This is a genomic window from Brucella sp. RRSP16 (assembly GCF_052246815.1).
GTDB lineage: Bacteria > Pseudomonadota > Alphaproteobacteria > Rhizobiales > Rhizobiaceae > Brucella > Brucella intermedia.
Map to the genome: position 1 here is coordinate 19,916 of NZ_JBQQAM010000005.1, position 21,931 is coordinate 41,846.

Genomic DNA, 21,931 nt, shown 5'->3' on the forward strand with positions numbered 1-21,931 from the left:
CAGCTCCATCCCAGCATGAATTGATGAGCCAGCTCCAGCTCGTCAATTCATGTCAGCCGAAGATAATGCTCGTGCGGCGTTATCTTAGCCATACAGATGAAAGCCTCCACGCAATGCTGACCTTTCTGATTAAGCGTATTGCGGTCTCCATTCCCGTCTTGATCGGTGTGACCGTACTGCTCTTCATCATGATGAATATCATTCCAGGCGATCCAATCGCCTTGCTGATGAAAGAGCATGCCAGCGCTGAAGTTATAGAGCGCGTGCGAGCTCAGATGCATCTTGATGATCCACTGATCACTCGTTACTTCAGGTTTCTGTTCGCTGCGGTTCAAGGCGACCTGGGTGTTTCCATAAAGCTCAATCGCGATGTCACGACTCTGATCCTTCAAGCGTTTCCCAACACGCTTTATCTGGCGGCCTGTGCGGCCCTCGTATCATGGATGATTGGCATTCCGGTCGGCATCCTGTCAGCCGTAAAGCGCGATTCAGCGCTCGATCATTTTTTCATGGGTTTCTCGCTGCTGGGCGTTTCGATGCCGGTTTTCTGGTCCGCGCTCCTGTTGCAGTATATTTTTGCCATGCAGTTAAAATGGCTTCCGGTATCGGGCTTTTACGGCTTCAAATATGTCATTCTGCCAGCGATTGTGCTGGGCTGGAGTTCGGCAGGCGTTATCGCGCGTTTGACGCGGTCAAGCCTGCTGGAAGTCATGCGAAACGACTATGTGAGAACAGCGCGCGCAAAGGGCCTGCGCGAGATTTTCGTCATCCTTCGCCATGCCGTTAAAAATGCTCTTATTCCCGTTGTGACAATCATGGCAATCCAAGTTGCCGGACTGTTGTCTGGCGCAGTCATTACGGAAGCGATTTTCGGCATTCCGGGTATTGGCCGCATATCAGTTAACGCAATTCAGGCGCGCGATATGCCTCTACTTCAGGGGTCGGTTCTGTTTGCCACTGTACTGGTACTGATCGGCAATCTGGTTGCTGACATACTTTATTCCATTCTTGACCCCCGTATTCGCCATCAGATGAAGGGAGGGGCGAAATGACCGAACTCGCTCAGGCAAACGACGCCTATGTCGAAGAAACGGAGAGCGCCAGCTTTCTGCGCGACACAGTTCGAATATTTCGTCGCAATCGAATGGCAATGACGGGCTTGATTATTATCGTCGTTCTGGTGCTGACGGCAGTATTTGCACCTTATATAAGTCCTCATGATCCATATCGCGTCGATATGAACGAGCAATTCCTGTCACCATCGCTCACACACTGGCTCGGCACTGATAATTTTGGACGGGACGTTTTAACACGCATACTTTACGGTGCGCGCATTTCGCTTGTGGTCGGCATCGTTCCGAGCTTCATATCGTTGATAATCGGCGCCATCATGGGCATCGTCAGCGGCTATTATGGCGGACGGATCGATTTTACGATCATGCGCCTTGCCGACATGATGATCGCCTTTCCGTCGCTATTGCTGGCAATGGTGGTGATGTACACACTTGGCGCGAATTTGTTCAACATCTTCATAGCTCTCAGCCTGGTCGGCTGGGCAAGTGTAGCCCGGGTTGTACGTTCACAGACGCTGGCATTGAAAGAAAAGGAGTTTATCGAGGCCGCTCGCGCCAACGGATCGAAGAAGACAACGATCATGTTCCGGCATCTGTTTCCCAACGTAGTGCCTACGCTGATCGTTCTGTTCTCGCTCAGCATTCCTGAAGCGATCATGTGGGAATCGAGTCTCAGTTTCCTTGGCGTTGGTGTGCAGCCACCTGAAGCAAGCTGGGGCCTGCTCGTTGCCAAGGGAAAGGAATATCTCTTTGCTGCTCCTCTCGTTGCCATCATGCCCGGCGTGGCGATTTTGATCACGGTGCTGGCATTCAACTTCATCGGCGATGGGATGCGTGACGCTCTCGATCCTTACATGAAAGATTAAGGCGGCTGATATGACCGATCAAAGGCCTCTATTGAGAGTGCGCAACCTGCGCACTGAATTCAAGTCACATCGCGGAACAGTCCGCATCCTCGACAATGTATCTTTTGATGTCGGGCACGGCCGGATTGTCGGCTTGGTGGGAGAGTCGGGCTCCGGCAAAAGCATGACGGCTTTGTCCCTGATGGGGCTGGTTCCATCACCCCCCGCGACCGTTAGCGCTGACAGTATCATGCTGGATGGCGTGGAATTGACAACCCTCACCAAAGATCAACTCCGCTCGAAACGAGGCCGCGACATGTCGATGGTCTTCCAAGAGCCGATGACTTCGTTCAACCCGGTCAAAACCATGGCGCAGCAAGTGGGTGAACCGCTGCAGATTCATGGCAATTTTTCTAAACGCGACGTTCGCGACAAAGTCCGGCAAATGTTTGAGATGGTTGGCATTCCCGAAGCGAAAGCCCGCCTGGATGCCTACCCGCATGAATTATCGGGCGGCCTACGCCAGCGGGCAATGATAGCCATGGGATTGATCTGTGAACCCAAATTGCTGATTGCTGATGAGCCGACAACAGCGTTGGACGTCACGACGCAGGCGCAGATACTGCGTCTCATCATGGAACTGCGCGACCGCGTCGGCACTGCCATCATCATGATCACTCATGATCTGGGCATCATCGCCGAAATGTGTGACGAAGTGAATGTGATGTATGCGGGTCAGATCATCGAGCAGGCCAATGTATACGATGTTTTCGATCGTGCATCTCATCCTTACACCCGTGGCCTGCTGGCCTCGATACCGAAGGCCAACGAGAAGCCGGACGGTACGCGTCTGAAGAGCATCAACGGTATGGTGCCCAATCTGGCCAGACTTCCTGGTGGCTGCCGTTTCAATCCCCGTTGCAGTGATGCCATGTCCGTTTGCAGCTTTAAGGCGCCTGATCTGAACCTATTGGAGAATGGGCACAAAGCACGCTGCTGGCTGCATGACAAAGCAGGAGCCTCTCTATGAACAAGGTTCTCATTTCCACCGAAAAACTGAGCAAGCACTTCCGGCTCGGCAAGGGATTGTTTTCGTTTGACGAGAAAGTGGTTCGCGCAGTCGATGACGTTTCGCTGGAAATCTATGAGCGGGAGACCTTCGCACTGGTCGGAGAATCCGGTTGCGGCAAGTCTACTCTTGGACGCGTCATCTTGCGGCTTCTAGAGCGCAGTAGCGGTACGGTAAGCTTTAAAGGCCAGGATATTTACGCGCTTGACGAAGCACGAATGCGCGAACTGCGCAAACAGATCCAGATTGTGTTTCAGGACCCTTACGCATCATTGAACCCGCGAATGCGGGTGAGGGATATTCTGGCCGAGCCGTTGCGCGCGCACAATTTCGGTACCAGCCAGCAAATTGAGACGCGTTGTAAAGAGCTCCTCAATATGGTCGGTCTGCGTCCGCATCTGATCAATCACTATCCGCACCAGTTCAGCGGGGGGCAGCGCCAACGCATCGGTATTGCACGTGCGCTCGCCAACAATCCGGAATTCATTGTCTGCGATGAAGCTGTTTCTGCCTTGGATGTCTCGATCCAGGCCCAGGTTCTTAATCTCCTTCGAGACTTGCAAGAACAACTACAGCTTACATACCTATTTATTACGCATGACCTGAGTGTCGTACGACAATTCGCCGACCGTGTCGGTGTCATGTTTCTTGGGCGTCTGGTTGAAGTGGGTACGACGGAAGAAATCTTCAACAATCCGCAGCACCCTTATACGCAGTTCCTGATTTCCGCCGTGCCGCGTGCTGATCCGCACCAGCGCAACAGGGCCCGCCCGCTTTTGAAGGGTGAAATACCCAGCCCGATGAACCTGCCCAAGGGCTGCCGTTTCAACACTCGATGCCCCTGCGCACGGGATATTTGCCGAACCGACGAACCAGTACTTTCCGGGGATGTCGGCCTGCATCATGCCGCTTGCCATTTTCCAGGCGTCAAGCTTAGCGAAGTGCCCGCGGAAGCTTGATGAGCTTCAAGACTGCCAAGATTTTGCACTGCGCCGCAGCTTCACTGGCCATTTAAAAACATGATCGAGCTTCGATCGGCTTTGAACGGATTGGATACCTATGACCCGCATCTCCGATGATACTCTCGTTGATCGCCTGCTAACGTTTTTATGCGAACAAAGCGGGCCGCTGAGTATTCCCGGCATAGGACTGTCCATCGTTCGCCGGGGAAAGGTTCTCTATACGGGCGGCATCGGCGTTCTGGAGGCGGGCACCGACCGCAACGTCACGGCGGATAGTCTGTTTGCCGTTGCATCCTGTTCAAAGGCTTTTACGACCACTTTATGCGCGGTCCTGTCGGAACAAGGAAAGCTGGACTGGGATCGGCCGATCCAGGAGATATGGCCGAAATTTGCATTTGGTTCCCAGGCTATTTCCGAACAGGTAACGTTGCGGGACCTGTGTTCCAATCGGACGGGCATAGGCCAGGCAACCGCCGTAGAGTACGGCTCCATCCTGTCTTTTGAAGAAGTGGTCAACGGCGCTGGGGGTGTTCCAATGATCGCCCCTTTTCGCGATCGATATTCCTATTCAAATCTCCATTTCACCGTCGCTGCCGAAGTATGTAACCGGGTGAGCGACAAGACATTTGCCGATGCGTCAGCGGCATATATATTCGAGCCCCTTGGAATGACCACGGCATCGGCTGATCGACCCGATCTGGAAACCGATCCGCGTTTCGCTCGACCGCATGTGCGAAACGGCGATGCAATGCTACCTGTCGCCTTGGACAAGCTTTCCAACCTCATCGGAGCGGGGTCGGTTTCACAAAGCCCCAATGACGCCGCCCAGTGGTTGTTGTTCAATCTGAACGCTCATCCAAATGGCGCCGCGGTTCTGCCAGCGGCCAGGCTTGCAGAACTAAAGCGCATTCATTCCCGAACCACGCCGGAGAACACTTTCCTTGGCTACGGCCTCGGTTGGCGCATAGGCAGCGGTAACGATTTAACTGTTGTGGATCATACCGGCGCTATTGGCGGTGTACTTTCTCTCACTCGTCTGGTGCCCGATAGCGGGTTCGGAATCTTCATTTCCATCAATGCAAGTGGCACCGAGATTGAAGATTTCCGCAATGCAGCTGCCGATCTTGCCGTGGCGCTCGATCGTGGTGAGGCAGAAGCGGTTGCGACAATTTATGGGCAAGCGGTTTCTTCCTTGGCCGGAAGGCAATCACAATATCGCAAATCCATTTGGCGCAATATGAAGCCGGCTCCAGTTGATGCTTCCATTGCCGGCGTTTTTGAAGGCGGACCGATGGGTGCTTTGCGGATCGAAGCCCGCAACGGCTGTTTGACGACTTCGCTTGAGCTCTTGCCGGACTACCAATATTGCCTCATGGAAGCCGATACTGCCGGTACATATCCCTTGCGTTCGCTGAAGGCTCCGGAACGCTGGTGGGGCAAAGACGATAAGGTAGCTCAGCTTGTGCTGTCTGAAGACGGCGATACGATAACTTGGCAAAATATGTGGTTCGGTGATTGCAAATTTCACCGCAAGAGCATTTCCGCGATTCCGATTTAACCGGAACTGACCGATTTTCATAACACCGAGAACTGGTTCATTTCAGGTGTTATGGATTAATCCTTACGGTGTTGAGATTATGGACGATGGTTCGGGACAAAGACGCCGGTCGGGCCGGATTTTACGATACGGTAGTTCAGATGGATCGGCCGTATTAAATCCCGCACTCTTTATCACAATAATTCGCTCGGCTATCGACTGGAAGTCTGCCCTGAAGTGTACCGAGCTTTTAAGGGCGATGATTCCTACCCTTTTGGATCGATGCCGAGATGAAAGAATATGGCCTGTGTTCCTGCCTGCGACCGCCTGCTGCCCACGATTACAGAAACACCGGTACCGGAAATTCGGAGCAAAGCCGTCAAACCAATGTCAATTGCGCTCCCCGCATAGAATTCACCAGTTCCATTGAATTTTCCGTTTCCCAGAGCAAGGACCTCGAACTCTGCTTTGAGTGGCGTAATGCCATCCGGCCCTGAACGCCCGCCAATTTCCGTCTTGAACCGGGCACCAGTCCCCTGCCGGTGTGCAATCTCTGCGGCTTGGGGATCGAAAACAAAAGCGACGATTGCATCTCCTGCCCTCTGCTCCAAGAGTTGGCGGATCAGGCCGGTGCTGTCACCCGTACCACCGGCGCCGGGATTGTCTTGTGTATCGACGAGAATTACCGGCCTTGTCGTTGAACGCGCCACTTCCAGCGCCAGACTGACACCTTCTCCCTCGTTGAATATGCGGTCTCTGGCGTAGGCTGTTTCTGCCTTCAGGATGCAATCGGCAAACGACTGCATATGCCGGTCAAGAGCGGGGTCTTCTTCCCTGCCGTATCCAACTATCGCGGGACCGCAATCCAAGGTATCGGAGGGGGGAAACCCAGGCGCAAAACTGAGATGCAAACGATGCTCGCGCTCGATTTGCTCCAGCCGGGTATAAATCGAGGATGTCGGCTCAGCCAATGTACATTGAGATGGAATGGGAATGAGGTAGGGCGTTTGAACCAGCGCCTTGGCAAAACGCGTGCCACTTCTGCACATGTTGAATAAAACCTGTGCTGTCCGCCGTCCTGTTTCTCTCATGTCGACGTGAGGATAAGTGCGGTAGGCGGACATGAAATCACTGTGGCCTACCATTTCCGGGCTGATATTGGCGTGAAGGTCGAGACTACAGGCGATAGGGGCTTCAGGCCCGACAGCCTTGCGGATACGACGCAAGAAGTCGCCTTCTCCATCTCCTATGTCTTCGACGACCATCGCTCCATGGAGATCCAGTAATAGTCCGTCGAAAGGCCCTTTCGATGCAATCGCATCAAGAAAAAGGGCGACCACTTGCTCATATGCCAGCCGCTCGACGGTTCCACCCGGCTCGGCCTGACACCAGACAAGCGGGTGGAATTCGACGTTCTGTGAAATTGCCTCGTCTATCATGCCCGCAATAGGCAGATTGCGTCCCCTCATGACTTCGGGGATAGCGGCTCCCAATGTCAGTGGAGGCCACCCTCCGGGCGTGTTGAACTCGGCCCAACCTGTTGTACCGGGTGCGAAAGTATTGGTCTCGTGCTGAAAGCCACCTATTCCAATCTTCATCTTAGATACAGGTCTCCTATAAGATGCAAGCCAGGAAACGCTCCCTGGATTTCCATCACGATGTCGGCGGCGTACACCCGGTAATTTGTGAGAGCGGAATCCAGATTGTCGATCACACAGATGGAAGCGGCCCAATCAAAGCCAAACCCACGAGAAAGGGTCTGCCTGACTGGTGTAGACTATATCTTCATGAACAAAACTTGGAAAATATCGTTTGATGATAGTTTCATTCAAGCAGGATATGTTTTCCGCTGTTGTTCAATTCGACCGTGGAGCGCACAGATTTCGCGCGATAAGGGCGTCAACAGTTGAATTCATCGTGTTAACGATGGTCTCGATGAAACGCTCTCCTAGCTGGCTTCTACGCAAAGGGTCCGGTTGCCATATATTCAGGTAATAAGGGATGGGTTGGGCGAGCGGCCGGAGAACAACCCCCGCGCTTTCGAAAGCCAGCGCACTTAGTGGATTAATAATCGAGACCCCAATTCCGGCGGCAACCATTGTGCCGATCGAGGTTGCCGTCGTTGTTTCTACGACCAGATTACGCGCAATGCCTGCTGCATCGAACTGCGCGTCGATCTGGCGGCGATAGGAATCTTCTTCGGAATAATAGATGAGATCATGACGATCGAAATGAGCCATCTCAAGCACGTCGTGTTGTGCCAGGGTGTGATTGCGCGGCATGATGCACAGCAAATCCCCTGCGTAGAGATTGATAATGGAGCTCGTGTTGCCTGCGACGTTACCTTCGACGACTCCAAGATCGAAAAACTTGCTGAGGAGATCACGTGTTAATGCGGTTTCCTCCAGCGAATGAATTTTGAGAGAAGCATCGGGATAGATGCTGCGAAAGTTGTGAACCACCTGTGGCATAAGCGCGTGGGCGAATGCTGGCAGACACGCCACAGTCACGCGTTGGAGCCGTTCGCCGCGGATGGCACGTGCTGTCCGGGCAATCTCGGCGAGGCTGACAAATGAGCGTTGCACAATCACATTGAGCGCTACCGCCTGTGGCGTCATCTCAAGACGACGTTTTTCGCGTTGGAAAAGCGTAAAACCAAGGTCAGCTTCGAGCGCTTTCAACTCACGGCTGATTGTTGGTTGGGACGAGTTCAATTGCTTGGCAGTTTCGGTCACATTGAGAGTCTGCATCAATGACTGAAATATTTCCAACTGCCGGTGCGTCAGTTGCATGGTCCCCCTCCACGACGATTTTCACAACATATCATAAATGACTATTATCATGATTAATAGGAATTTGACGGCATGTCATGCTCTGTTAGCCTTACCGAAAAATGGGGACACTGGACGGTCGCAAAACAACCTGTCGGTGGTCAAGAAGACGACGGATCGTTCCTCCAATAAATGGAAAGAGTGAAGTAGATACAATGACGTCGTTCCGGCTCGCTATTCCACGGTCAGACGAAGGCAAACAATACTTCATCAAATGTAACGGGCTCGGTAATGACTTCGTGGTCATTGACGGTCGCAGTATCCCATTTCGGAAATCTTCCGACTATATCAGGTGGGTCTGCAACCGCCACGTCGGCATCGGCGGCGATCAGCTACTGGTTTTCGAAGCGCCTGAATCACCTGAGGCTTCCGTTCGTCTTCGCATCTACAATATTGATGGACAAGAAGCGGAAACATGTCTGAACGCTACGCGTTGCGCAGCCTGGTTGATTATGGAAGAGACAGGGCGAGACGAAGCTGTCATCGAGACCCTCGGTGGGCCGATCCGGGCGAAACGGGCCGGCGATCACAAGGTTAGCCTCAGTATTGGTAACGTCAAATGGGACTGGCCCGAAATTCCTCTGGCGGGTTCCCTCGAATCTGCGGGTGCCCAATTGGAGAGCGGACCGCTGGTTAGCCCAATCGCAATCAATATTGGCAATCCCCACCTCGTTTATTTTGTTCAAAACCTGGGTGGGCTCGATATTGCCGCGCTTGCCGATCCGGTTCAAAAAAGTGGCTATCTTCCCGAGCAGGCAAATATCGGCGTGGCCGAAGTTACCGGCCCAGATTCGATCCGGCTCGTCGTCTATGAACGTCCAGGCATCCTCACGCAAGCCTGCGGCAGCGGCGCGTGTGCCGCTGTCCTCGCCGCAAGACGGGCCGGTCTCATATCGAGCGACAGGGTTACAGTCTATGCGCCCGGTGGTCAGCTTGAAGTCGAAGTTTTTGATGGCGAGACTTTCATGCTGACGGGCCCGGTAGACGTAACCTTCGACGGGTACATCGCATCCAACCTCCATCGGTGAAGGCGATCGAAAAGCGCTGTCTCACTCGGTCACTCTCACCGACCGTATCTGATATTCCATCTGAAAGTGATAAAATGAAGAGTGAATTCCCTCAAGACACGTTGTGCGAACTGGCTACCCAATATGCGACGCCGTTATGGATCTATAATGCTGATGTAATTCGCCGGCAGATTGATCGTCTTGCCCCTTTCGATATTGTCAGATTTGCGCAGAAGGCATGTTCCAACGTCAATATCCTTTCGCTCATGCGCGAGGCTGGCGTGCACGTTGATGCGGTATCTCACGGTGAAATAAGGCGAGCACAACAGGCGGGATTTTCAGCAGCCGCTACAGCCACCGGCGCCGCGGGCATCGTTTTCACTGCCGATCTTTTTGACCGTGATACCCTCGATTATGTTGTGCGGGAGAAGATTGAAGTCAATGCAGGCTCTTTGGACATGCTGCACCAATTGGGTGAAAGATCACCGGGTCATCGTGTGTGGCTGCGTATCAATCCAGGCTTCGGGCACGGTCACAGCAAGAAGACCAACACCGGCGGAGAAAACAGCAAACACGGCATCTGGCATGGACAGCTTGCCCAAGCGATTGCCTTGATAGAGCGATACCGTCTCCATCTGGTAGGCTTCCACCTGCATATCGGTTCAGGCGTCGACTATCGCCACCTTGAGCGCGTCTGCCAAGCCATGTCCGATATAATTTCATCGGTGGACCACGATTTTGAGGCGATATCTGCTGGTGGGGGTCTTTCTGTGCCCTACAAGAATGAGGACCAGGACATCGATGTTTCACACTATTTCAGTCTCTGGGATCAGACCCGCCGGCAGGCAGAGAAAAAACTAGGCCATCCGGTGCGTCTTGAGATTGAGCCCGGTCGTTTTCTGGTAGCACAGTCGGCGGTTCTCGTGGCGGAGGTGCGCGCGACCAAACAGATGGGCGACAATCATTTCACTCTGATCGATGCGGGCTTCAACGACCTGATGCGTCCGGCTCTCTACGGCAGTTATCACCATATTTCAGTTCTGTCGGCTAATAGTAGGGCCCGGAAGACTGAAGCTTCGCGCCCGACTGTCATTGCCGGGCCCCTATGTGAATCAGGAGATGTTTTTACACAACAACAAGATGGCACCGTGGAAATGAGAGAATTGCCACCGGCTCATGTCGGTGACTATCTGGTGTTTCACGACGCAGGAGCTTACGGAGCATCGATGTCCTCCAACTATAATAGCCGCCCACAGGCGGCCGAATATCTGTTGGATGGCCCTGCGTCCCGTTTGATCCGGACAAGACAGAAAATAACCGAGCTCTATCAGAGAGAATGTCCTAACTTGGCATCCCTGACCACTGCGAAGGCAATATAAAGTTTGCGCGGCTTTAATCCCGATAACAACATGATGGTGCTGAAATTGAACAATCAACGTAAAAGCGGGAATCCCAAGCCCGCCATTGCAGTAATAATGGGAGAAAACACCAGTGCCGGTGGAGATCGGTACGACATTTCGAAACATTATTTTGCAGCCATACACCGGGCTGGCGGCGTTCCATACGGCATACCCTACCTCACAGATATAGTGGATCGTGTTACCCATGAATTCGACGGTTTCTTAAGCATCGGTGCTCGAATAAAATTTCCCGACGCCTGGTACGTGGAAGGGGATCGGTCTGCTTTCCCATTTTCTGATCGTCTTGAAGTGGAAGTCGCCCTGATGAAGGGATTTCTTGCCAGGGATAAGCCTGTACTGGGCATCTGTAATGGGATGCAGATGCTGGGTTGTCTGAACGGCTGTCGGATGGTTTCGAACGTCCACGCGAGCCTGCCCAATGCAATCAATCACGATCAAGCTGATCTTCTGCATGAAGTTGCTGTTTCGGCGGGAACAAAAATGGCTGGAATATTGCAGGTGGACAAATTCAACGTGAATACGTTCCATCGCGAAGCACTTGTCGATATTTCCAAGGAGGTAACTGTCACCGCTCGCGGATCCGACGGCGTAATCGAAGCGATTGAAATTCCCTCACAATCATTTGCGATGGGAGTACAGTGGCATCCTGAATTATTTGGTACTGTCGAGCATCCCGGCAGCCGGCTATTTGACGCCTTTGTAAATGCCGCTGCGCAGCATTCTTGAAACAGGTTGGCTATGATAAGGCAGGTGTCCGCAAACCGGCTAAATTCTCTTGTCTTCAGAGAAGATCAGGCCTTTCCGGATCGGCTGAAGGTCTGTTGTCGACAGGAACAGTTGACGCACTCAACCATTGATCGCTTCGACACCTGATCTTCTGGCTCCAACTGTCAGCAAGCACCCCATGAGAGGCGAGGCTCCCTCGCCTGTCGACCCATCGCAAGATTGTGCCTTCAATCCTCGTTGCCCATCGTTCCATGCCGTTCTGGCGATATTCCCGTTTTCACCAACTCGCCGGCAGTTCCTTCCACCGAGCCCGTTGTCACTTGTTAAAACAAGGCTAAGATCATGAGTCAGAATCCATTTTTGGTCGGAACGCTTGAACAGCCTACAATTGTCGTTCGTACCGGCCAAGATCAGAAGAACCCGCATATCGGCCTGCTTACTATTGACGAGTGGACTGTCAAATGCGCGGTAGGCCGCAATGGGTTGGTGGAGCCGCAACTGAAGCGCGAAGGTGATGGGAAAACACCCTGCGGCCGCTATCCTTTGCGTTATGGCTTTTACGATCCTGCGGTTTTTGGGGATGAACCACGCAGTTTCGATTTCCCCTTTTTGCCCAAGCCCGAAAACTATCGCTGGGTGGAAGATCCAGACAGTCCCTTTTACAACCAGCTGGTTTTTGAAACTGATGAAACCCAAGCCTCTCGTCGGGGTGAACGGCTCTTCGATCTGATTATCCCTGTCGGATGGAATGATGCCCTGCCCGATGCACGCGGCGGTTCTGCAATTTTCATACATGCGGCCCGCCCCGATTTCAGCGGTACATCTGGCTGTGTCGTCGTTGCCCACGAACATCTGACGGAACTGGCGCGCCGGGTGCGCCCCGGAATGGTTATCGATATCGCATCGGTCGACGGGGCGCAAATGACCCTCGAACCCCGGGTGACAACCCCGCCCACCGCTATAGAGACAGTTACATTCCATGGCCTGAAGCCAGGTCCGCGCCTTATTGTGACCGGTTCTGTCCATGGTAACGAACCATGCGGCCCCCACGCCATCACACGCCTGATCCACGAGTTCCGCACCGGACAAAGGAGCCTGGAATGCGGCACGGTGACCTTTGTGCCGGTTGTGAATGGACTTGCCTTTCGTAACGATACCCGCTTCGGCGATCGCAATTTCAACCGCAATCTTTCCGAAGCCGCTATCCCCCAGGATAACGAAGACCGCGTGGCCAATGTCATCTGTCCGTTGCTGCGCGCCCACGACGTGCTGATCGATCTTCATTCCTTCAGTTCAGAAGGTCCACCGCTTGCTCTCATGGGGCCACGCAACAACAACGGAACGCTCGAACCTTTCGCGCATCAGGAGGCGGAAGAAAAGCTCGCCAAGGCGCTTGGCCTTCCAATCATTATCCATGGTTGGCTTCCAGCGCACGAAAAGGCACTTGAGCAGAAACGTGAAGCGGGCGTCACCGAAGGACTGTCGTCCCTGCATGCCATCGGCACAACTGAATATATGCGGTTTGCGGGGGGCTACGGCGTGACTGTCGAATGCGGTCAGCATCTCGATCCCAACGGACCACAAGTCGGTTATGATTGTGTCGTCAACGGAATGGCGTCGCTCGGCCTGATCTCCGCACAGCCAGCCATGGTGCACCCGTCATCGGTGCTTGAAATCAGCGATGCTATTCTGGCCGATCACGAAGATGATCACTTGCTGAAGCAGTTTGCGGCTGGCGAAAAAGTTGAAAAAGGGGAAGTCATCGGGAAACGCGCCGACGGCAGCGACATTGTGATGCCATATTCAGGAGCAGTGCTTTTTGCCGGAACAACGGCACCCGTGCATACAGAACTGTGCTTTTTGTGCAAACCGAGTGATCGCCTGCATGCTTGAACGTCTGCGCAGCCAATAAATAGCAGAATCCAATTGTTGCCGACGCTGTAAAGCCAGCGTCGGCAAGTGGTGCATTGTTTATTCCGCGATGTCGACCTTCTCGAAGCGGTGCGACCCGAGTGGCTCCATAACGTAATTCTTCACGTTCTTGGACATCGGCAATACGACCGTTGAATGCGCAAGTGGAACCCATGGGGCTTGATCGATGGCGATTGCCTGTGCCTCCTGATAGAGCCTGGTTCGCTCATCCTTGTTAGAGCTCACTCTCGCCTTCTGCAGAATATCTTCCAGCGGCTTGTAGCACCAATTGGCGTTGTTGCTTCCACCGACGCCGGAGCAACTGAAGAAATAGCTGAGCAGATTGTCAGGGTCACCATTATCGCTGGTGCCTCCGAGCACCACCGCCCCGTCACGATCCTTGTCACGAGCCTTCTTGAGATATTCACCCCATTCGTAGGAGACGATCTCCACACCGACGCCGATCTTGGCGAGATCCGCCTGCATAAGCTCAGCCGCACGCCGCGCATTTGGCATATAAGGCCGGCTGACCGGCATCGCCCAGATTTTCATCTTGAGGTCTTTGACGCCCGCATCGTCGAGAAGCTTCTTTGCTCCATCAGGGTCGTAGCTATACCCCTTTATATCACCATTATAGCCCCACATACTGGGTGGCAGGACGCTTTGAGCAACCTGTCCCATGCCCTGATAGACAGCTTCCACAATTGCCTTTCTGTCAATGGCCATGTTCAGGGCGCGGCGTACTTCCACCTTGTCGAATGGAGCGTCCATCGTGTTCATGGCGAGATAAGCCACGTTCAGTCCCGGCTGTTCCATAACAGTAAGGTTTGGATCGGCTTTTAGCCGTGCGACATCCGCTGGCGCGGGATAGGCTGCGATATGGCACTCACCTGCCTGAAGCTTCTGCATACGGGTGGCGGGGTCCGTCGTGATCACGAAGATCAGGTTGTCAACTTTGGGCGCACCGCCCCAATAGTCTGCATTGGCAGCAAAACGGATTGCTGCATTGGTCTGATAATCCACAAAACGAAACGGACCAGTGCCCACCGGCTTGCGGTCGAGATCCTCGCGCTGCCCGGCCTTCGCCAATTGCTCGGCATATTCTGCCGACATGATCGAGCCGAAGTTAAGGGCGAGCTTCGCCAGAAGGGATGCATCCGGCTGGTTGAGAACGAACTTGACGGTATGGTCATCGACTTTGACCACGTTCTTTATAATCACCGGCATGTCCATGGCGTTGAACATTTCCCAACCTGCGCCGACGAAATAATTGTTCCACGGGTGCTGCTTGTCGAGCTGGCGATTATAGGTGAACAGAACGTCGTCCGCGTTGAATTCACGGGTTGGCGTGAAGCTGTCGGTCGAATGGAACTTCACCCCCTGCCGCAACTTCAACGTATATTCGAGATTGTCGTCAGAGATGGTCCAGCTTTCTGCGAGGCCGGGAACGACGTTGGTCGTGCCGCTTTCGAACTCAGTCAGCCGGTCGTAGATCGTTTCGGCAGAAGCGTCCCATGTGCTGTTTGTCGTGTAGAGCGCGGCATCGAAGCCTTCCGGTGCGCCCTCGGAACAATAGACCAGCGTCTTTGCCATTGCCGGGGCTAGCGCTACGCTGGACAATGCTGCCGCCGCCAACAGTGACAGCAGAGTTTTGCGTGTTGTTTTCGACTTCATTTTCATTTTTGTTCCCACAATCGTGTTTTCTTTTCGAGTTGCCTTTTGCCCGGCAAGTTAGTCGGCTCGGCCTTCTGTTGTCGCGAGGCCGCGTCCAGGTGTCCAAACCGAATCCGGTCTGGTCCAGAGCACATCATTACGGATCAGTTTCACGAGTTCCCTTGCATGAAGATCAAGGAAACGCTCTCCCTTTTCCGCCGTGGCGCTGCGCGGATCTCCCCATGTTCCGGTAACCGGCGCACGCTCGGCAAAGGAATAGAAGCGCGAAACGTCTGCCGGTACGTCGACAGGATGCTGCTGATTGCCGAATGCCTGTCCGAACTTGTCCGTCCTCACGGCATCACCGACAATGGCAAGCATGACGGAAGCTTCCCCCTCACAGGCATGATGGGGTCCATTATCTACCTCGAAGATTTTTCGCGCTTCGTCGCCTGCCAGCATCCACGGTGTGGTGGCCACGATTGGCATCGCAAATTCAACAGCAAGTTCGCGGACAGCGACGGAAAGCGGATCGATATTGCCGCCATGTCCATTGACAATCAGGAGACGCGAAAACCCAAGTGTTTTCAATGATCTGGCTATGCATCGGATGACACGGCTGAAAGTATCGTAATCAAGCGTAATAGTGCCGCCAAACGGCAGGTGGTGTTCGCTCATGCCAAGCCATTGGCCGGGGAGGACAGCGACGGGAATCTCCTCGGCTATGAGACGCGCGGCGCGGATGGCGGCCGCCGAAGCGCTCGCCGTGTCAGTGATGACCGGCAGATGAGGGCCGTGCTGCTCAAGCGATCCCACAGGCAGAATAGCAAGGGCACCCGGCTTGCCTGCAATCTCGCGCAGGTCCGGTGCGGTCATACGTGACCATTCAACTTCTTTCGTCATGTTCAGTCCTCTTTCCTTAATTTCAGATGAGGCAGAGCGCAGGCGTCACCGCATCAGGTCTGATGGCCTCGGGCCTCGATCGACAAGGTTCGTGTTCTTCCGTCCGGTTGTCGCAGGGCGACCTGGTCGAATTGGGCGATAACTGCACAGGAATGATTGGGAAATATGCGAACACGACCACCAACAGGGGGCGGCGTGTCACTGAAACGAACGAACCCGTGTTCTTCAGAAAGGCGTTCAATTTCCCACACCTTTGACGTATCGCCCCCCACGCTGACCGCCAGTCCAAAGCCGCCGCCACCAGAGCCGTGTGCACCAAGATCGGATGAAAGGGATTTGGATCCTGCATCGATAATGAAATGATGGTCGTTGTGGGCAACAACGGTGGCAATGATGGAAAGCGCGATGTTATCACCCGATGCTATGCCAAGGCGAAGCGCTGTCCGGTCAAGGAAGGCGTAGTTTCCCGGCCGTATCTCCGTTATCCCGGACGGAATAGGCGCGCCGAGGCAAGTCGGTGTCGACCCCACGGATATTGCGGGGACTTCGACGCCCACCTCCTTCAACTGTTCTGCGAGGTGGAGGAGAGCCTGCGCTTCCGCATTGGCAATATTTGCCAGTTCTTCGGCGGACTTGCTGCCATAGGCATGGCCTGCATGGGAAAAAAGGCCTGCAAATGCAAGATAAGGGTGTTGCGCTATCTTTTGAGCCAGCACAACGGCGGCGGGGTCCTGCGGCTTGACGCCGACGCGCCCGAGACCGACATCGACTTTCAGAAAAACGCCAAGCTTTACATCATGTGCGTCTGCGGCAGCCCCAATCGCCTGAATGCCGATCTCGTGAGCGGCGATAAACATAAGCTCGGTATCTCGAATCTGCGCACTGCGTATCAGGCGACCGATCGAATCCGGTCTCACGATGGGATAAGCGAGGGTTACGGAGGGAATGCCGCCCTCGACAAAGACCAGCGCTTCATCCGGCTTGGAAGCAGTGACGCCAATTGCGCCAAGCTGAAGCTGGCGGTTGGCAATCATGAGGCTCTTGTGGGTCTTGATGTGAGGCCGCAGCCGCACCCCGGCTTTGTCCGCCTTTTGCTGCATCTCCTTCAGGTTACTTATCAGCCGGTCTTCGTCGATTTCCACGTAAGGTGTCTGAATGTCGACGGGATAAGGACGGTTGAATGTTTCAATTGCCACTGCTGATTCAGTCAAAGTTATCTCCGGCAATCTGACTGGCTGCAAGCCCCCTGCCTGCCAGTTCGTTCCACTGTACCCGAAAGTCATGGAACCAGATTTGCACAGCCCGGAGAGGCAATCAAATTATTTTCTTATAAGAAAATAATTTCCCTAAGATGCCGATGAGATTCAAGCCTTATCGAAGACGTCAATCCGCTTTGAATTTAATGGTTTGCGTATTGACCAGCGTAGAAACCAGTTCCGTTTCCGGCGTTGAACAGACACACAGGATCTGGGCGGGCTCTTCGCTCACGCTTAGATAACCGTGTCCAGTCATCGCATCAAAATAGGCGGAATCGCCTTTCTTGAGACGAAGAGGCGCATAAATTTCTGAGTGGAGTTCCAGTTCACCCTCAAGCACATAGATGAATTCCTCGCCCTTGTGCCGGATGAGCGGCCCAAATTCCTCAAGTGTTCGAGCGTGCGCCACAGCGAGGATCGGGACCATCGCCTTCTTGTAGATCTCCGTGCAAATATAGAGATAGTCGTAGTTCTGCGTGATGATCGAACGGCCGTCGCCGGACTTTGTGAACGTACGCCGGCCCATCACATTTGAAAGTTCATCCGGGGTGGCTACGGCACCAAACAGCTCTGCAATATCGACACCGATGCCCTGAGCAAGCTGGATAAGCCGGTCATATGTAAGCTGCATCTGGTTGTTCTCAACCTTGGAAAGGGTCGATACTGCAAGCCCGGTCATCGCGCTTACTTCAGCCAGGGTCCAATGGTTGCGGCTTCGGATGTCTCTCAGGATGTCGCCGAGGCTGGATTTCGCATCATTCATCCGACGTTTTCCATTCGCTTGATCTCAAAATCGAGTGACATCCCGATCAGCTCTGTTTTCAAGAGGTATATCGCGTCACCGACATGAGCACGTAATTTACATCTCGCTCCAAAGCAACATGATGTCCTACTGAGCCAGCGGATCCGCAACTCTCGGCCAGTATGGTTTTTCCAGTTTTGTGAAAGGCAAATCTTCGAAACGTGGTTGTAGCGCACCGGGAGCGCCAACATAGAGTATCTCGCCCGCAATAGGTTCGAAACCAGCCCGGAAATGGTTGCTCGATTTCACCACGACAATCTTCTTTTTCGAGGGATCAAGTCCGAGCCCTGTCATGCATTCGGGGTGAAATGTCTGCGTGCGGATGGTATTCAACACGATATCGATACTCCCCGCGCTGACCCAGACGGCATCGCCGATACCAAGTGGCGTCGGGCCAAACCGTTGCTTAATGTCCGAAGCAATCCGCCGGACCGTGACCGTGAGATCCAGCGGCGCACCCGACACTTCGCCGACCTTGCCCCCAATCCTCAACGCGAGAGTGGCGCCTTCTCCCGCTTCCCGGCACATCCGCACGGCGATCGCGTCCCAGTAAAGACAAGAGGCGACGTCTTCAATTCCGCGTTCAATAATACGCCGCAGAATAAAAGTGGAATCGCCCGGCGCGCCCCCGCCAGCATTGTCTGAAACGTCTGCCAATACAACGGGGGCATTTTTCGCCTCCAATGCACGGTCCAGCGCCTCATCGACAGACAAGTATGCGCCACGCATTTGCTCCCGTGCACCGTATATCTCTCGACCGAAGCTTTCGGCAATACGAGCAGCCTTCTGCCGATCCCGGTCGGTGACAACGAGCATCTTCGCGCCGACATCCGCAACGTCACCCCAAGGAAAACCATGGCCGAAGGAGACAGCCAGTATGCCGTCGTTCCCTTCCATCGCCTTCATCCGGTCCACAATCCCGCGCAACGGTTGCCGGTGCGGATGAAAGATGCCGATGAGGCGGCAGTCATAGACCGCCATGACAGGTTCGATTTCACCCGTGAGCGTTCGTTCCAGTATTGCAAAAAGCTGACGGGCCACGATCTCAATATCGGTGTGCGGATATTCCTTGTAAGTTGCGATGGTCGTCGCATTGTCGATCATGCGCTCAGTAATATGACAATGCAGATCCAGTTCGACAGCTATCGGAACATGAGCGCCCACAAGGCCACGTATATGGGAGATGAGGTCTCCTTCGACGTCATCATAACCGTCCGCAACGCAGGCGCCATGAAGCGCAAGCATGACTGCGTCCACCGGCATTGCCGCCTGAAGATCATCAAGAATTGTTTTGCGGAAATGTTCGTAAACGGCGCGGGTGGTTCTGCCACCAGGCTCGGCCACGGCGCAAAGACTTTCGACGACACTCCACCCTTTCTCTTCTGCGGCATCCCGCCAGACAGACAATTGCGATGAGCAGCAATTAAGTGGCTTCGAAGTGGCATCGCCATAAGCAATCAGGTTTTCAGTGAAAGCTTGGAAACCTGTCTGCATTGGCGAAAAAGTGTTCGTTTCGGTATCCAGACCCGCGATGAAAATCTTCATTATCGTCTCTTATTGTGCGTTCAAATTTTCCGATAATAAACATCGTCATTTCGCCCGGTCAACACAACATGACCATCCTGGACAACCGTTGCAACAATTCATCCGGCTTGAAGCGCGCCCCAACTCTGGGCGCAGCTATGCCGCGAGCACCGAGAAATGCCAAGGACATCGACGGTAGCGCGAAGCGTCTTTCCTGCCGAAATGGAGAAGAATTCAATCGCGTCGTGATAGAGAAATATTGCTCGCGAGCGCAGGGGACGTGGGCTTAAGCTAGGCGGCTCAGGCGACGCATACCGTCCCACAAGGGGGATCATGGCCTTCAGATTGTCTGACCGCATTCAGATACTGCGGCGGGACGGAGCGAGGGCATCACGATAGCATCGGCCAGCGACCAGCTTGGCTATGGCCTGATGATCTGTGTCAAGCTTCAGCGAGTGTAAGAACAGGATTGATCATAGTCAGCGTCAAGACTGCCAAAATGCTTTACAATCGGTCTCTTCTGTCCTTGGGGAGACTTTGGATATGCGGTTTTCAGGGAAAGATCGATCGAAGACAATCCTTCTGGTCTTTGCCGTCTGCGGACTTGTGCTCGGGCTGGGCTTTTACTTTTCGGGTTACTCCTACGGTGCACGGCTGATCTGGGCTATCGCCACCCTGCCTGTCCTGGCGACTTTGCTCGTCGAAATTCTCAGGAGTTTATGGCGAGGGGAGTTCGGGCTGGATATCGTCGCGGCGATGTCCATGTCGGCCGCTCTGGCATTTGGGGAAATGCTGGCGGCCTCGATTGTCGCGCTCATGTATACCGGCGGAGCTTTCCTTGAGAGCTTTGCCGAAGGGCGGGCACGCCGTGAGATGCATGCCTTGCTGTCCCGCGCGCCCCGAACCACAATGCGTTATATTGATGATCGTCTCGAGGAGGTTGCCGTTGACACGGTTCGTCCGGGCGACCGGCTCCTGATCCGTCAGGGAGATGTTATCCCCGTCGACGGGCGTATCGCTTCCAACAGGGCCTTCGTAAACACCTCGGCACTGACGGGAGAAGCGCTTCCGATCTCGCTAGCCCAGGGGGCCGATGTGCTGAGCGGATCGGTCAATGCCGGCGATGCCTTCGATATCGTTGCCAGACACGAAGCGAAGGACAGCACCTATGCGGGCATCGTGCGCCTCGTGGAAGAGGCACAGGCTTCCAAAGCCCCGATGTCGAGACTGGCGGATCAGTGGTCCATCGGTTTTCTGCTCGTAACCATCGTAATCGCCTTCGCAGCGTGGTGGTTCACGGGCGATCCGATAAGGTCGGTCGCCGTTCTCGTCGTTGCCACCCCATGCCCGCTCATTCTGGCGGTGCCCGTCGCGCTTGTTGCCGGGCTATCGCGTTCCGCTCATTTCGGGGTGCTAGTGAAGGGTGCTGGTCCACTGGAGAATATGGCTCGCATCGTTACGCTGGTGCTGGACAAGACCGGAACGCTGACCGATGGCCGTCCGCAAATTACCTCTATCCACCTTCAGCCGGGATTCGGTGAAGACGAGATATTGCGGCTCGCTGCTTCCCTCGACCAGGTGTCGAAACACCCGATGGCACAGGCGCTTGTACTGGCCGCTCAGGAACGCGGTATAGATCTTGTCTTGCCGACCGACGTTAGCGAACTGGCAGGGGACGGCGTGGCCGGCCGGGTCGATGGCAGAAGTGTCATCGTCGGCGGGCACAGCTTCGTTGCAAGACAAGCCGACGCAAAGCTGATCGAAATGCCGGGCACTGAAGCTGGAGCAGCGCTGGTGGCAGTCGCAATAGACGGCACTATTGCGGGCTATATAGTCATGGCCGATCCTTTGCGCGGCGATGTGGCCTCTACACTAAAAGGTTTACGCAAGGACGGTGTAAGGCGAATTGTGCTGGCGACGGGCGATCGCGCTGCGGTGGCCAGACGCATCACCAAAGGTTTGGGGCTCGATGCCATCTACTGCGAACTTTCACCCGATCAAAAGGTGCTGACCGTTCTCAGCGAGCGCAAGTATGGCCCCGTGATGATGGTCGGGGACGGCGTCAACGACGCACCCGCGCTCGCCGCGGCAGATGTCGGCGTTGCGATGGGTGCAAGGGGAGCGGCTGCCTCTGCCGAAGCAGCCGACATCGTTCTTCTCGTCGACAGAATAGGCAGGCTGCGGACCGGCATAGAGATTGCGAAGCGATCAAGGCGCATCGCCGTCGAAAGCGTCGTGGCAGGTATCGGCCTTTCGGTGATCGCCATGATTGCAGCAGCGTTCGGTTATCTGTCACCCGTTCAGGGTGCGTTGCTACAGGAGGTGATCGATGTCGCTGTCATTCTCAATGCGCTTCGAGCACTGAAAATCTCGCCAGCCCTCGGCTGAAGAGCGTTGGAAACCGGATCGAT

At 54.4% G+C, this 21,931-nt stretch carries 16 protein-coding genes and 1 pseudogene; 10 read left to right on the forward strand and 7 right to left on the reverse strand.

All coding sequences use genetic code 11. The features are described 5' to 3' along the window. Positions 1–23: 23 nt before the first annotated feature. From ACS5UA_RS09325 to ACS5UA_RS09345, 5 genes are all read left to right on the forward strand, one after another. Entirely contained in the window at positions 24–1,052 is a 1,029-nt protein-coding gene (locus ACS5UA_RS09325; RefSeq protein ID WP_235694457.1) for an ABC transporter permease, read from the forward strand. Then, on the forward strand, positions 1,049–1,939 hold the full coding sequence (locus ACS5UA_RS09330; RefSeq protein WP_006469628.1) for an ABC transporter permease: 891 nt from the start codon (positions 1,049–1,051) through the stop codon (positions 1,937–1,939). The genes ACS5UA_RS09325 and ACS5UA_RS09330 overlap by 4 nt, the downstream gene beginning before the upstream one ends. Before the next feature lie 10 nt (positions 1,940–1,949). After that, positions 1,950–2,948 carry an ABC transporter ATP-binding protein gene (locus tag ACS5UA_RS09335; RefSeq protein WP_025091897.1) on the forward strand — a complete coding sequence of 333 codons (999 nt, stop codon included), beginning with the start codon at positions 1,950–1,952 and terminating at the stop codon, positions 2,946–2,948. After that, a complete protein-coding gene (locus ACS5UA_RS09340) occupies positions 2,945–3,946 on the forward strand; it encodes an ABC transporter ATP-binding protein (protein ID WP_006470757.1) in 1,002 nt (333 codons plus the stop codon). The genes ACS5UA_RS09335 and ACS5UA_RS09340 overlap by 4 nt, the downstream gene beginning before the upstream one ends. Before the next feature lie 100 nt (positions 3,947–4,046). After that, entirely contained in the window at positions 4,047–5,507 is a 1,461-nt protein-coding gene (locus tag ACS5UA_RS09345; RefSeq protein ID WP_025091896.1) for a serine hydrolase domain-containing protein, read from the forward strand. A 63-nt stretch (positions 5,508–5,570) separates the two neighbouring features. On the opposite strand, the pseudogene ACS5UA_RS09350 reads toward ACS5UA_RS09345, so the two are convergent. Beyond that, positions 5,571–7,084 (reverse strand): annotated as a pseudogene (locus ACS5UA_RS09350) (M81 family metallopeptidase). Between the two features lie 258 nt (positions 7,085–7,342). Then, positions 7,343–8,278: a LysR substrate-binding domain-containing protein gene (locus ACS5UA_RS09355; protein WP_025091894.1), complete on the reverse strand. Its 936-nt coding sequence runs from the start codon at positions 8,276–8,278 to the stop codon at positions 7,343–7,345. A 194-nt stretch (positions 8,279–8,472) separates the two neighbouring features. Here ACS5UA_RS09355 and dapF point away from each other — a divergent pair, with 194 nt between their 5' ends. From dapF to ACS5UA_RS09375, 4 genes are all read left to right on the forward strand, one after another. Next, a complete protein-coding gene (gene dapF, locus ACS5UA_RS09360) occupies positions 8,473–9,345 on the forward strand; it encodes a diaminopimelate epimerase (RefSeq protein WP_025091893.1) in 873 nt (290 codons plus the stop codon). Positions 9,346–9,419: 74 nt separating this feature from the next. After that, positions 9,420–10,703 (forward strand): diaminopimelate decarboxylase, encoded by a 1,284-nt coding sequence (gene lysA / locus ACS5UA_RS09365; RefSeq protein ID WP_025091892.1) that lies wholly within the window; start codon positions 9,420–9,422, stop codon positions 10,701–10,703. 30 nt (positions 10,704–10,733) lie between these two features. Continuing rightward, a complete protein-coding gene (locus tag ACS5UA_RS09370; RefSeq protein WP_235694456.1) occupies positions 10,734–11,471 on the forward strand; it encodes a gamma-glutamyl-gamma-aminobutyrate hydrolase family protein in 738 nt (245 codons plus the stop codon). Between the two features lie 342 nt (positions 11,472–11,813). Beyond that, positions 11,814–13,364: a L,D-transpeptidase family protein gene (locus ACS5UA_RS09375; protein WP_051556970.1), complete on the forward strand. Its 1,551-nt coding sequence runs from the start codon at positions 11,814–11,816 to the stop codon at positions 13,362–13,364. Positions 13,365–13,442: 78 nt separating this feature from the next. Here ACS5UA_RS09375 and ACS5UA_RS09380 read toward each other — a convergent pair whose 3' ends face one another. The 5 genes from ACS5UA_RS09380 to ACS5UA_RS09400 all read right to left on the reverse strand — a co-directional run bounded on the left by ACS5UA_RS09380 (position 13,443) and on the right by ACS5UA_RS09400 (position 19,541). After that, the gene (locus ACS5UA_RS09380) at positions 13,443–15,056 is read right to left on the reverse strand and encodes an ABC transporter substrate-binding protein (protein WP_043716800.1); all 1,614 of its coding nucleotides are present in this window, start codon (positions 15,054–15,056) and stop codon (positions 13,443–13,445) included. A gap of 57 nt (positions 15,057–15,113) precedes the next feature. After that, positions 15,114–15,938, reverse strand: a complete 825-nt coding sequence (locus ACS5UA_RS09385) for a creatininase family protein (protein WP_025091888.1) — start codon at positions 15,936–15,938, stop codon at positions 15,114–15,116. A gap of 53 nt (positions 15,939–15,991) precedes the next feature. Continuing rightward, positions 15,992–17,149, reverse strand: coding sequence for an alanine racemase (locus ACS5UA_RS09390; RefSeq protein WP_241084686.1), 1,158 nt, complete (start codon positions 17,147–17,149; stop codon positions 15,992–15,994). Positions 17,150–17,321: 172 nt separating this feature from the next. Then, a complete protein-coding gene (locus ACS5UA_RS09395; RefSeq protein ID WP_006469614.1) occupies positions 17,322–17,957 on the reverse strand; it encodes a helix-turn-helix domain-containing protein in 636 nt (211 codons plus the stop codon). A 126-nt stretch (positions 17,958–18,083) separates the two neighbouring features. Beyond that, positions 18,084–19,541: a M81 family metallopeptidase gene (locus ACS5UA_RS09400; RefSeq protein WP_443101276.1), complete on the reverse strand. Its 1,458-nt coding sequence runs from the start codon at positions 19,539–19,541 to the stop codon at positions 18,084–18,086. 522 nt (positions 19,542–20,063) lie between these two features. Here ACS5UA_RS09400 and ACS5UA_RS09405 point away from each other — a divergent pair. Then, the gene (locus ACS5UA_RS09405) at positions 20,064–21,908 is read left to right on the forward strand and encodes a heavy metal translocating P-type ATPase (protein WP_025091885.1); all 1,845 of its coding nucleotides are present in this window, start codon (positions 20,064–20,066) and stop codon (positions 21,906–21,908) included. Positions 21,909–21,931 lie beyond the last annotated feature (23 nt).